General features: G+C 70.6%; 9 protein-coding genes and 2 tRNA genes. 6 read left to right on the top strand and 5 right to left on the bottom strand.

Going from position 1 to position 12,711, the window contains the following annotated elements; all coding sequences use genetic code 11:
* Positions 1 to 28 precede the first annotated feature (28 nt).
* Positions 29 to 340, bottom strand: coding sequence for a hypothetical protein (locus V3T34_RS15145; protein ID WP_060849803.1), 312 nt, complete (start codon positions 338 to 340; stop codon positions 29 to 31).
* A 148-nt stretch (positions 341 to 488) separates the two neighbouring features.
* Between V3T34_RS15145 and V3T34_RS15140 the strand changes: the two genes are divergently transcribed.
* The gene (locus V3T34_RS15140; protein WP_305078992.1) at positions 489 to 1,397 is read left to right on the top strand and encodes a protein-methionine-sulfoxide reductase heme-binding subunit MsrQ; all 909 of its coding nucleotides are present in this window, start codon (positions 489 to 491) and stop codon (positions 1,395 to 1,397) included.
* Positions 1,398 to 1,763: 366 nt separating this feature from the next.
* Here the strand turns inward: V3T34_RS15140 and V3T34_RS15135 are convergent.
* The 3 genes from V3T34_RS15135 to V3T34_RS15125 form a co-directional block, all read right to left on the bottom strand.
* Positions 1,764 to 1,839, bottom strand: a tRNA-Phe gene (locus V3T34_RS15135).
* A gap of 85 nt (positions 1,840 to 1,924) precedes the next feature.
* Positions 1,925 to 2,000 (bottom strand) — tRNA-Phe (locus V3T34_RS15130).
* Between the two features lie 105 nt (positions 2,001 to 2,105).
* On the bottom strand, positions 2,106 to 4,559 hold the full coding sequence (locus V3T34_RS15125) for a type IA DNA topoisomerase (RefSeq protein ID WP_305078981.1): 2,454 nt from the start codon (positions 4,557 to 4,559) through the stop codon (positions 2,106 to 2,108).
* Positions 4,560 to 5,110: 551 nt separating this feature from the next.
* On the opposite strand from V3T34_RS15125, the gene V3T34_RS15120 reads away from it, so the two are divergent.
* The 4 genes from V3T34_RS15120 (at position 5,111) to V3T34_RS15105 (ending at position 11,743) form a co-directional block, all read left to right on the top strand.
* Entirely contained in the window at positions 5,111 to 6,100 is a 990-nt protein-coding gene (locus V3T34_RS15120) for an ArsR/SmtB family transcription factor (RefSeq protein ID WP_060849805.1), read from the top strand.
* A gap of 33 nt (positions 6,101 to 6,133) precedes the next feature.
* Positions 6,134 to 7,048, top strand: a complete 915-nt coding sequence (metF, locus tag V3T34_RS15115) for a methylenetetrahydrofolate reductase [NAD(P)H] (RefSeq protein WP_060849806.1) — start codon at positions 6,134 to 6,136, stop codon at positions 7,046 to 7,048.
* Positions 7,049 to 7,145: 97 nt separating this feature from the next.
* Positions 7,146 to 10,898, top strand: a complete 3,753-nt coding sequence (gene metH / locus V3T34_RS15110; RefSeq protein ID WP_305078980.1) for a methionine synthase — start codon at positions 7,146 to 7,148, stop codon at positions 10,896 to 10,898.
* 419 nt (positions 10,899 to 11,317) lie between these two features.
* Complete coding sequence (locus V3T34_RS15105) at positions 11,318 to 11,743, top strand: hypothetical protein (RefSeq protein WP_060849808.1); 426 nt, start codon at positions 11,318 to 11,320, stop codon at positions 11,741 to 11,743.
* A gap of 19 nt (positions 11,744 to 11,762) precedes the next feature.
* Here V3T34_RS15105 and V3T34_RS15100 read toward each other — a convergent pair whose 3' ends face one another.
* A complete protein-coding gene (locus V3T34_RS15100) occupies positions 11,763 to 11,975 on the bottom strand; it encodes a hypothetical protein (protein ID WP_060849809.1) in 213 nt (70 codons plus the stop codon).
* Between the two features lie 145 nt (positions 11,976 to 12,120).
* Here V3T34_RS15100 and V3T34_RS15095 point away from each other — a divergent pair, with 145 nt between their 5' ends.
* On the top strand, positions 12,121 to 12,666 hold the full coding sequence (locus V3T34_RS15095; RefSeq protein ID WP_091745349.1) for a formaldehyde-activating enzyme: 546 nt from the start codon (positions 12,121 to 12,123) through the stop codon (positions 12,664 to 12,666).
* Positions 12,667 to 12,711 lie beyond the last annotated feature (45 nt).

Raw genomic sequence — 12,711 nt, 5'->3', positions numbered from 1 at the left:
CGGCCATGGGCGCGAGCCCACCACGCCGTCACTGCAGCGACTGCATCTCGCAATTCGCGTAGGCGACGCTGCCGTCGGCGTAGGCCTTGAGCTTGCGGGCATAGGCCTCGGCGCTCGTGCGGAACGGGGCGAGCTGCGCGTTGTAGGCCTTGATCCCGTCGTTGTAGGTGTAGGCCTCCCAGCCCGGGCAGCCGCCCTTGGCGTCGAGGCAGGCGGGCTTCTGCGGCAGGGCGGGCTTGACCGGCTTCTCGCTCGCCGGCGGCGGCGTCGGGGCGGTGCAGGCGGCGTGTGCGGCCGGTGCTACGAGGAGAAGGAGGGCGGCGAGGGCGGTGCGCGGCACGGCGGATCTCCACGGGGTGCCGCCTCTCACGCCATCGTGTGGCCGGCGGCCCGGGTCAAACCGGTGCTCGCGGCTTATCTGTGGCGCATCTCGCATTGCACCCGGTTCCCGCATGACCGTCCAACCTCGGATCGCCGATCCCCGCCCGATGCCGTCCCGCCAAGCTGCCCGCCCTGCCGCCCGCGCCGTCTCATGGCCGTGGCTCGACCGCGCCGGCCGCCTGTCGCGGTTCAAGCTCGCGGTCTTCCTGCTCGCGCTGGCGCCCGGCCTGTGGTTCACGGCGGCCTACGCCCTCGACCGGCTCGGCGCCAAGCCGCTCACCGCCTACCTGCACGCCATGGGCGACTGGTCGGTGCGGTTCCTGATCCTCTCGTTGGCGATCACGCCGATGCGGCGCATCGCCAATGCGCCCAAGCTCATCCTGGTGCGGCGGATGCTGGGGCTCACCGCGCTCGCCTACGCGCTATTTCACTTCACGCTCTACATCGCCGACCAGAAGTTCGACCTCGCCCGGGTGGCGAGCGAGATCGTCTTCCGCATCTATCTCACCATCGGGTTCGCCGGTCTGCTCGGGCTCGTGGTGCTCGGCATCACCTCGACGGACGGGATGATCCGCCGCCTCGGCAAGGCCTGGCCGCGGCTGCACCGGCTGGTCTACCCGCTCACCGCGCTGGCGCTGCTGCACTTCTTCCTGCAATCGAAGATCGACGTCTCGAACCCGGTCTACTGGAGCGGGCTCTTCCTCGCCCTGATGGGCTGGCGCCTGATGCACCGCTTCAAGGTGCCGACCGCGCCGCTGCCGCTCCTGGGGCTCAGCGTGGCCGCCGGCCTCGCGACGGCGGGGCTGGAGGCGCTGTGGTACGCGCTCGCCACCGGTGTGCCGGCCTCGGCCGTCCTCTCCGCCAACCTCGACTTCGCCTACGACGTGCGCCCGGCCTGGTGGGTGTTCGCCACCGTGATCCTGATCGTGCCGCTGAACCTGTGGCAGAACCGGACGGCGTCCGGCGGCACGGGGTCGGCGGCGAAGGCGCCGGTGGGGCGGACGGTCAGGGCGTGATGGGCTTGGATCTAACGAGCTTGGATCTAAGGAACTTGGATCTGACGAAGCTGAGCCTGTCGATCTCGCCGGAAGACCCGACATCCTCTGCGTCATCCCGGGGCCGTGCAGCGAAACCCAGGATCCATCACCGCTGACGATTCAGGGTGAGGCGGGACGATCTTCGCCTCATTCTTCCATGTCGGCGGTGATGGATCCCGGATTCTCGTCTTCGACGAGCCCCAGGATGACGGGGAGGGGATGATGACGATGGCTCGACTTGCTTGAGGATGCCGAGCCACCATCCATCGAAGCGAACGCAAGTACATGAAAGCTCGGTCAGCTTACTTGCCGGCATCGACTGAATGTTCAGGGTTTTCGAAGGAATGGTGCCCGGGGACGGAGTCGAACCGCCGACACTGCGATTTTCAGTCGCATGCTCTACCAACTGAGCTACCCGGGCGCACCGGCCGCGCGATGGCGACGGACCAAGCACCACAGATCGTCCTCGATCGAGGACGACACCACCTGCGTCAGGGACGGGAAAGTGGTGCCCGGGGACGGAGTCGAACCGCCGACACTGCGATTTTCAGTCGCATGCTCTACCAACTGAGCTACCCGGGCCCGCCGGCTGCGTGGGGCAGCGGCGTTGAGCGGCGGTATAGAGACGCCCGGTTCGCCTGTCCAGCCGTCTCGTGCGGGCGCGCGGGCGATTGTTTGCCGGCGCCCTCACGCCTCGGCGCGGCGTCGGCGCGGTGCGCGGCCCGGGCTCGCGGCCGCGCGCGGGCCCCGGGACTTCTTGGCAGATGCCTTCTTGGCAGATGCCTTCTTGGCAGGGGCCTTCTTCGCCGGGGCCTCGCGGGCAGGAGCCTTGCCGCCGCGCGACCCGTCCCCGCCCGCATGGGCGTCGAGGAAGGCGCGGCAGGTGGCGAAATCGGTCTCGATCTCGGGCGGCAGCCCCTCCATCCGCTTCTCGCGGGCGAGCGAGGCGGCGAAGCGCAGCATCGCCGGGGTCGGCGGGCGGGTCGCGCCGTCGCCGGCCGGGCTCCCGGCCTCCGTCCCGCTCGTCGCTCCCCCGATCTTGGGCCCCGCATGGGTGTTGAGGAAGACCCGGCAGGCGCCGACCTCGCGGGTCGCCTCCGGGGGGAGGGGGATGCCCTTGCGGGCGGCGAGCGACCTGGCGAACGCCACCATCGCGGCGGTCGGCGCGCGGCCGCCGCGGGACGGCGCCTCGGCATCCACCTCCAGGCGATCGGCCCCCGACACGGCGCCGATCAACGCCTCGACCCGCTCGCGGGTGCGCTGGCGAAACGCCTCGGCCCGGCGGACGGCCTCCGCCTTCGTCGTCGCCCGGCCGATCTCGGCCAGTTCCGATTCGAACACCGCCCGCCCGACCGGGTCGCCATAGGCCGGAAACACCCGGCGCACGGCCGCCACGAAGGCGAGGCCCACCTCCGTCACGGTGATCGCCGGGTCCTTGCCCTTGAGCAGCGTGACGTAGTGGCTCTTCATCAGCTTCGGCAGCACCGCGTCGCGGGTGGCGGCGGTGCCCAGCCCCTTCGGCTCGGTCGGGTTGGCGGGGTTCTCGAGCGCCCGCTTCAGGGCCGGGTCCTCGATCTGGTCGATGAGGCGACCCATCACCACCGGCAACTCGCCCCGGGTGATGCGCCGCGGCGGCTCGGTCCGGGCGGTCTCGATCGTCGGGTCGCCGCCGGTGCCGGCCTCGCCGTCGCGCACCGGCGGCAGCCGCCCGGTGGTCGGCTCGTCGTCGGCCTTGGCCTTGCCGGGCACCACTTCGTCCTCGTCGGCCTCGGTGCCGTAGAGGGCGCGCCAGCCCGGCACCTTCACCACGCTGCCGGTGATGACGAAGCGCTTTTGCCCGAGCGGCGTCGCGACCTCGGCCGTGACCGTGGTGCGGGCGTCGATCCCGTCGGCCATGTGGGCGGCGAGGAAGTTCTTGGCGACGAGCAGCCACAGCCGCAGCGCTTCCGGCGCCACGTCGCCCGGGCCCGGCACCTTGCGCAGGGGCACGATGGCGTGGTGCTCGCCCGGATCCTTGACGTAGTGGCCCTTCGGCCCGCGGCGGATCTGCGGCGTCGCCGGATTGTGGGCCGCGAGGTCCTTGTCGGCCACCGCGATCGCCGCCAGCACCGCGGCGGCGTCCTTGGCTTGCGACTCCGGCAGATGCACCGATTCGGTGCGGGGATAGCTGAGATAGCCCTTGTCGTAGAGCGCCTGCGCATGGCGCGCGGTCACCTGCGGGTCCCAGCCGAAGCGCTTGGCGCAGGCGCGCGCCAGCGTGTCCTTGGAGAAGAGCTTGGGCGGCGTCCGCCGCACGTCCTTCTGCACCACCGCGAGCGGGCCGGCCCAGCCCGCGGCGGCGTCGCGGATCGTCTCGGCGTCCGCGATCTCGAAGATCTTGTCCTTCGGCGCGTGCCAGAGCGTCAGGCGCGCGCCGCTCTCCGTCGTCACCGGCAGGGCGATCTTGTAGAAGTCGCGCGGCACGAAGGTGCGGATGCGCTCCTCGAGATCGGCCAGGATGGCGAGCGTCGGCGTCTGCACCCCGCCGAAGCGCCAGGGCTCGCGGAAGGCCGGCGGGCGCAGGCGCAGGGACACCGCCCGGGTGCCGTTGAGGCCGAGATGCCAGTCCTCGTATTGCCGGCACAGGGCCTCGAGATAGGCGGCGTAATCGCGCTCGCCGGAATCGTCCTCACGCGCCAGCAGCCCGAAGGCGCGGCGGATCGAGATCTCGTCCAGCGCCCCGAGCCGCAGCCGGTCGACCCGGCCGCGCCAGCCGAGATGCTCCAGCACCTCCCAGGCGATCATCGAGCCCTCGCGGCCCGGATCGGTGGCGATGATCACCCGCTCGACCCCGGAGAGCGCCTGGCGGATCGCCGCGAGCTTCGGCGCGTGCGACTGGCCCGAGCGGCCGTGACCGGGGGCGACCGGCAGCCGCTCCATGGCGATCGGCAGCGCGTCGAAGCGCCAGGGCTTCCAGTCCGGCCGGATCTCCCCGGGCTCGGCCACCTCCAGCAGGTGCCCCTCGGCCGCGACGCAGACCGTGCTGGGCGAGCGGAAGAACCGCTGCACCTGGCGCATCGCCGAGGGCTTCTCGAAGAAGAACAGCGTCTTGCCGCGAGGATTCGTGCCGGAGGACGAGCCGGGGGAGGTGGCCTGCGCCATGGCAGCGGGACGCTCCTGGGCGGGCGGAGAGGCCCGAACGAAGCAGGAACATAATGGAGTGGCCCGGGGTCGGTCAACGCGGGGCATCGCGAAAAGAAAGGGCGCGGGCTTCTCCTCTCCCCGCGGGCGGGGAGAGGGCCGCTGACCCCTTGTCGGGTCAGCGGCAAGCGGAGGCGCAGCCGCAGCGAGGGTGAGGGGGTCTCAACGAGTGAGGCACCTCCGGAAACACCCCCTCACCCTCGCGCTTCGCGCTACCTTCGCCCCCAGCAAGGGGGGCGAAGGCCTCTCCCCGCGAGAAGTCGGGCAAGCCCGACTTCGTCCGTTGCTTGCAGATCCCGGGCAAGCCCGGGATCTGTCGGGGAGAGGGGAAACCCGGCGCCACGCCGTTCCCCAGACGGCTCTTCCCCGAATGAGCGCAGCTCTCGGCTCCGCACTCGCGCGCTCCACCCCTCTCCGCCACGATCCCGTCCGCGAAACGCCGCTTGCACCCTGTGCATTCCTCACATAAAGATATCTTTATGTTTCGCATTGGAGGCGAGGAGCCCGACGACATGACCGCCACCGTCCCCTTCGCCGACGCCCTGGGCGTGCTGCGCGCCGCGGCGGAGGAGACGCGTCTGCGCATCCTGGTGCTGCTCGGCGACGGCGAATTGTCGGTCTCGGACCTCACCGACATCCTGGGCCAGTCGCAGCCGCGGATCTCCCGCCACCTCAAGCTCCTGGTCGAGGCCGGGCTGGTGGTGCGCCACCGCGAGGGCGCCTGGGCGTTCTTCCGCCTGCGCGAGGGCGTGGCGGGCCTGGTCGCGCCGCTCATCGCCGCCCTCGACGGCACGGCGCCGCCGCTCTCCGAGGACCGGGCCCGGCTCCAGGCGGTGCGGGCCCAGCGCGCCGACGCCGCCCAGACGTTCTTCGCCCGGCTGGCCCCGCAATGGGACCGGGTGCGCTCGCTCCACGTGCCGGAGGCCACCGTCGAGGCGGCGGTGCTCGACGTGCTCGGGGGCGGCCCGATCGGCAGCCTCGTCGATCTCGGCACCGGCACCGGGCGGATGCTCGGGCTGCTGGCGCCGCGGGCCGCGAAGGCGACCGGGCTGGACGCCAACCACGCCATGCTGTCGGTCGCCCGCGCCAACCTGGAGCGCCAGGGCCTGACCCGGATCGACCTGCGCCAGGGCGACATCCACGCGCCGCCCTTCGGCCGGGCGAGCTTCGACCTCGTGCTGATCCACCAGGTGCTGCACTACCTCGACGATCCCGCCCGGGCGCTGCGCGAGGCCGCCCGCCTCGTCGCGCCCGGCGGTCGCCTCCTCGTCGTCGATTTCGCGCCCCACAATCTCGAGTTCCTGCGGGCCGACGAGGCCCATCGCCGCCTCGGCTTCGCCGCCGAGCAGGTGTCGGGCTGGCTGTCCGAGGCCGGGCTCGCCGACGTGCGGCTGCGCCATCTCGCGCCCTCCGGGGGCGCGGAGCACCAGCTCACCGTGACGCTCTGGCTCGCCCATCACGTGCAGGCGGCCTCCGGGATGCCCGACCGCGCCGTCGCCTGAAGATCCGCCATCATCCTTTCGCCGAGGCCGCCGATGTACCCCACCGCCTTCCGCCCGAGCCGCGAGAGCCGCCGCCCGATCCGGGTCTCGTTCGAGTTCTTCCCGCCCAAGACCCCCGAGATGGAGGCGACCCTGTGGTCGTCGATCGAGCGCCTGGCGCCGCTCGGCCCCAGCTTCGTCTCGGTGACCTACGGCGCCGGCGGCTCGACCCGCGAGCGCACCCACAACACCGTGTCGCGCCTGGTGCGCGAGACCGAGCTGAAGCCCGCCGCCCACCTCACCTGCGTGGCCGCCACCAAGGGTGAGGTCGACGAGGTGGTGCGCGCCTACCACGAGGCCGGCGTGCGCCACATCGTGGCCCTGCGCGGCGACCCGGCGGACGGGGTCGGCACCGCCTACACGGCGCATCCGGGCGGCTACGAGCGCTCCTGCGACCTCGTCGCCGGCATCAAGCGCATCGGCGACTTCGAGGTCTCGGTCTCGGCCTATCCGGAGCGCCACCCCGAGGCCGGTTCCCTCGACCAGGACCTCGACGCGCTGAAGGCCAAGGTCGATTGCGGCGCCGACCGCGCCATCAGCCAGTTCTTCTTCGACAACGACCTGTTCTTCCGCTACCTCGACCGGGTGCAGTCGCGGGGGATCGACATCCCGATCATCCCCGGCATCCTGCCGGTGCAGAACTTCAAGCAGGCCGCGAACTTCGCCCGCCGTACCGGAGCCTCGGTGCCGGACTGGCTCGCCGCCCGCTTCGAGGGGCTGGAGGACGACGTCGCCACCCGCAAGCTGGTGGCCGCGGCGGTCGCCGCCGAGCAGGTGCTGGATCTCGTCGACCGCGGCGTCACCGACTTCCACTTCTACACCATGAACCGCGCCGACCTCGTCTACGCGATCTGCCACTTGCTGGGCTTGCGTGCGGCGCCGGCGGCGGCGGAGAAGGCGGCGGCCTGATCCCCGGACGTCTCGACATCGCTGACAGTCTTCCGGGCCGCATGACGCGGCCCGGACCGATTCCATACCTCGACCGACCTTCTGGAACCCCATCCCGATGACCGATTTCCGCCCCGCCGACGGTGCCGACATCCTGACCGCCCTGCGCCGGCGCGCGGCGGAAAAAATCCTCGTCCTCGACGGGGCGATGGGCACGGTGATCCAGCGCCTCGGCCTGACCGAGGCCGATTTCCGCAGCGAGCGCTTCCGCGATCACGCCCACGACCAGAAGGGCAACAACGACCTCCTGATCCTGACGCAACCGGACGCGATCCGGCAGATCCACCTCGACTACTTCCTGGCCGGCGCCGACGTCGTCGAGACCAACACGTTCTCGGGCACCACGATCGCTCAAGGAGATTACGGCATGGAAGCCGTGATCCACGAGCTGAACGCGCAGGGCGCGCGGCTCGCCCGCGAGGCGGCGGTCCTCGCCGAGAAGCAGGATGGGCGCCGCCGCTTCGTCGCCGGCGCCATCGGCCCGACGAACCGCACCCTGTCGATCTCGCCGGACGTCAACAATCCGGGCTACCGCGCCGTGACCTTCGACCAGGTCCGCGAGGCCTATGCCGAGCAGGTCCGCGGCCTGATCGCCGGCGGCGCCGAGCTGATCCTGATCGAGACGGTGTTCGACACGCTGAACGCCAAGGCGGCGGTGGCGGCGTCCTGGCAGGTCTTCGAGGAGACCGGCATCCGCCTGCCGATCATGATCTCGGGCACCATCACCGACCTCTCGGGCCGCACCCTGTCGGGCCAGACCCCGACCGCCTTCTGGCACTCGCTGCGCCACGCCGATCCGCTGACCTTCGGCCTCAACTGCGCGCTCGGCGCCCGCGAGATGCGCGCCCATATCGACGAGCTCTCGCGCACCTGCGACACGCTGGTCTGCGCCTATCCGAATGCCGGCCTGCCGAACGAGTTCGGCCTCTACGACGAGAGCCCTGAGGCGATGGCCAGGCTCGTCGGCGAGTTCGCCGAGAGCGGCCTCGTCAACATGGTCGGCGGCTGCTGCGGCACCACGCCGGACCACATCCGGGCCATCGCCGGTGCGGTCGCCGGCAAGGCGCCGCGCCGGGTGCCGAGCGTGAAGCCGCTGATGCGGCTGTCGGGCCTCGAGCCGTTCACGCTGACGCCCGAGATCCCGTTCGTGAACGTCGGCGAGCGCACCAACGTCACCGGCTCGGCCCGCTTCCGCAAGCTCGTCACCAACGGCGACTACGCGGCGGCGCTCGACGTCGCCCGCGACCAGGTCGCGGCCGGAGCCCAGATCATCGACGTCAACATGGACGAGGGCCTGCTCGACTCAGCAGGTGCCATGGTCGAGTTCCTGAACCTCGTCGCCGCCGAACCCGACATCGCCCGGGTGCCGGTGATGATCGATTCCTCGAAGTTCCCGGTCATCGAGGCCGGCCTCAAATGCGTGCAGGGCAAGGCGATCGTGAACTCGATCTCCCTCAAGGAGGGGGAGGAGAAGTTCATCCACGAGGCAAGGATCTGCCGCTCCTACGGCGCCGCCGTGGTGGTGATGGCCTTCGACGAGCAGGGCCAGGCCGATTCGCTGGAGCGCAAGGTCGCGATCTGCACCCGCGCCTACAAGGTGCTGACCGAGCAGGTCGGCTTTCCCCCCGAGGACATCATCTTCGATCCCAACGTGTTCGCGGTGGCGACCGGCATCGAGGAGCATGACGGCTACGGCGTCGCCTTCATCGAGGCGGCCCGGATCATCCGCGAGACCCTGCCCCACGCCCACATCTCGGGCGGCATCTCGAACCTGTCCTTCGCCTTCCGCGGCAACGAGCCGGTGCGCGAGGCGATGCACGCGGTGTTCCTGTACCATGCGATCAAGGTCGGCATGGATATGGGCATCGTGAATGCCAGCCAGCTCGCGGTCTACGACGAGCTGCCGGCGGAGCTGCGCGAGCTGTGCGAGGACGTGGTCCTCAACCGCCGCAAGGACTCGACCGAGCGCCTGCTCGACGCCGCCGCCCGCTTCAAGGAAGGCGGCGGGCAGGCGCGCGACAAGACCGCCGACCTCGCCTGGCGCGAGGCCCCGGTCGAGAAGCGCCTGGAGCACGCGCTCGTCAACGGCATCACCGAGTACATCGAGGCCGATACCGAGGAGGCGCGCGCCGCGGCCGCCCGTCCGCTCCACGTCATCGAGGGCCCGCTGATGGCCGGCATGAACGTGGTCGGCGACCTGTTCGGGGCGGGCAAGATGTTCCTGCCGCAGGTGGTGAAGTCGGCCCGCGTGATGAAGCAGGCGGTGGCCTACCTGATGCCGTTCATGGAGGCGGAGAAGGCCGCCAATGGCGGCGTCGGCGGGCGGCAATCCGCCGGCAAGGTGCTGATGGCGACCGTGAAGGGCGACGTCCACGACATCGGCAAGAACATCGTCGGCGTCGTGCTCGCCTGCAACAACTACGAGATCATCGATCTCGGCGTGATGGTGCCGGCAGCCAAGATCCTGGATACGGCGCGCAAGGAGAACGTCGACATCGTCGGTCTCTCCGGCCTCATCACCCCGTCGCTGGACGAGATGGTCCACGTCGCGGCCGAGATGGAGCGCGAGGGCTTCGACGTGCCGCTGCTCATCGGCGGCGCGACGACGAGCCGGGTCCACACCGCGGTGAAGATCCACCCGGCCTACGCCAAGGGCCAGGCGGTCTACGTGACCGATGCCAGCCGCGCCGTCGGCGTGGTCTCGAACCTGCTCTCGCCCGAGACCAAGGGCCAGACGATCGAGACGGTGCGGGCCGAGTACAAGCGCGTCGCCGAGGCCCATGCCCGCTCGGAGGTCGACAAGCAGCGCCTGGCCCTGGCGAAGGCCCGCGCCAATGCCTTCAAGGCCGACTGGTCGGCCTATACGCCCGTCAAGCCGACCTTCACCGGCACGCGGATCTTTCGCAGCTACGAGGTGGCCGAGCTCGTTCCCTATATCGACTGGACGCCGTTCCTGCAGACCTACGAGTTCAAGGGCCGCTATCCCGCGATCCTCGACGACCCCGAGCAGGGGCCGGCCGCCCGCGCCCTGTTCGAGGACGCGCAGGCCATGCTGCGCCAGATCGTCGAGGAGCGCTGGTTCAACCCGAAGGCGGTGATCGGCTTCTGGCCGGCCAACGCGATCGGCGACGACATCCGGCTGTTCACCGGCGAGAGCCGGACCGAGACGCTCGCCACCTTCCACGGCCTGCGCCAGCAGCTCTCGAAGCGCGACGGGCGTCCCAATACCTGCCTGTCGGACTTCGTGGCGCCGGCCGAAACCGGGCTCCCCGACTATGTCGGCGGCTTCGTCGTCACGGCGGGTCTCGAAGAGGTGCGGATCGCCGAGCGCTTCGAGCGCCAGAACGACGATTACAAGTCGATCCTGGTCAAGGCGCTGGCCGACCGCATCGCCGAGGCCTTCGCCGAGCGGATGCACGAGCGGGTGCGCCGGGAGTTCTGGGCCTATGCGTCCGACGAGGCCTACTCGCCGGCCGAGCTCGTCACCGAGCCCTATGCCGGCATCCGCCCGGCCCCGGGCTACCCGGCCCAGCCCGATCACACCGAGAAGGTCACGCTGTTCGACCTGCTCCAGGCCGAGCGGCGCATCGGCGTGAAGCTCACCGAATCCTACGCGATGTGGCCGGGCTCCTCGGTCTCGGGCCTCTACATCGCCCACCCGGACGCGCATTACTTCGGCGTCGCCAAGGTGGAGCGCGACCAGGTCGAGGATTACGCCGCCCGCAAGGGGATGGACGTGGCCGAGGTCGAGCGCTGGCTCGGGCCGGTGCTGAACTACGATACGGCGCGCTATCGCGTGGCGGCGGAGTAGGGGGCGCTTGCCTTGAGGGGGCGGTCCGTCCGACGACGCATGGCTCTCTAAGAAAACTCCGAGACGACGATAGCGCGGGTTTCTCCTCTCCCCGCGGGCGGGGAGAGGCTTTCGCCCCCCTTGCCGGGGGCGAAAGGAGCGCAGGCGAAAGCCGGAGCGAGGGTGAGGGGGCGACGCCGGAGGAGCCATATCCGTGGATACCCCCTCACCCTCGCCCTTCGGGCTTGTCGCATCCCCTGGACGGGGACGCGACCCTCTCCCCGCCCGCGGGGAGAGGGGAAACCCGCGCCTTTTCCTTTCCCCCGGACCTCTCAGTGGACGACGCGGTGGAGGATGACGAGTCCACCTCCTGACCCGGGCTTGACCGCCGCGCCCGCCCCGGCTCAAAGCTGGGCTTGAGGATGCGGGAAGGATCGGGGATGCGGACAGGACCAGGGAGGCTCGCCCTCGTCGCCGTGGCGGGCGCCGTCGCGGCGGCGGCCGGCTGCACCGAATTCTCCTACATCTCGAAGACCTATGTCGGCCTGCCGCCCCAGGTCGTGACGATCGGCTGCAACGATCCCTACGAGGTCTACGACCAGCGCCAGCAGCGCAAGGTCCTGATCGTCTCGAACAGCCTGCGGGAGATCGCCGGCTGCGGCCTGGAGGGCAAGGACCCGGCGCTGACCCGCCGGCGCCGCTTCTCGGAGGCCGCCGCGACCTACCTCAAGGAGACGGCGCGGGAGACCTGCACCATCGTCGGCGAGACGGTATTCACCGACCTGCAGACCGAGTTCGTCTATTCCTGCGCCGAGCCGATCGAGAAGCCCGGCACCAAGGTGCCGCGCCTGCCGGGCCGGTACTGACGGCTCGCGCCGCCGGCGATCACGCCTCGTCGGCGAGCGGCGGGTGCGGGAAGGTGCGCTCGGCGGCATCGCCGGCCGCGGCCAGCATGGCCCGGGCGAAGTGGCGCGCCTCGGCCCTGTCGAGGGCGATCGCCGCCGTGACCGGCGCGCCGTCGAGGTCGGCGAGGTCCAGTTCGAGCCGCACGCCCGCCTCGGTCGGCGTCACCCGCAGGGTCCAGTCTCGGTCGCTCATCCGTCCGCATCAGCTCTGTGGGCCATCGGGACCCGTCCCGGCCCTATAGACCAATTTCCGGACAGGTCGATGGGTTCGCCGCGGTTGACGCTGCGACCGCCGCCGTGGTCGACCCGCGCCGGGATCCGAAGCGAGGAATCGAACCATGAGCGAGATCATCTTCCGCACCGGCGAGGCCACGGTGCTGGCGGCCGAGGGGCAGTACACCGACGCGATGCCCGAGGTGCTGATCGGCTCGGTGCGCGGCCCGGTCGGCCAGGCCTTCGCCTCGATGATGGGCCAGGTCCAGGGCCATACCCGGATGTTCGTGGTGCGCGACCTCAACCAACTCGTCCGCCCCGCCACGATGATGACCACCAAGGCGACGATCCACACCGCCGAATACGTCGAGCTCCTCGGCGGCGTGGTCCAGGCCGCCACCGGCGACGCCATCGTCGACTGCATCATCGAGGGCATCCTGCCCCGCGACGGGCTCGACGAGCTGTGCATGATCATCATGATCTGGCTCGACCCGCGCTGCCCCGAGGATCCGAACCTCGACCGCAAGGACCTCTACCGCACCAACTACGAGGCGACGAAGCTCGCCATCGCCCGGGCGCTGAAGGGCGAGCCGACGATCGACGAGCTGATCGCCAACCGGCACACCGTGCGGCACTACGCCCTCGAGGGCGTGCTCGACGACGAGGCCTGACGGGGGCGATCCGGCGGGCGCCTGCGTAGTTGACCGCAGCTTGGC

It is taken from the genome of Methylobacterium ajmalii, assembly GCF_036448855.1.
Classification (GTDB): domain Bacteria; phylum Pseudomonadota; class Alphaproteobacteria; order Rhizobiales; family Beijerinckiaceae; genus Methylobacterium; species Methylobacterium ajmalii.
The sequence above is the reverse complement of the archived record's forward strand: the minus strand, read 5'-3'. Positions and strand labels throughout refer to the sequence as shown.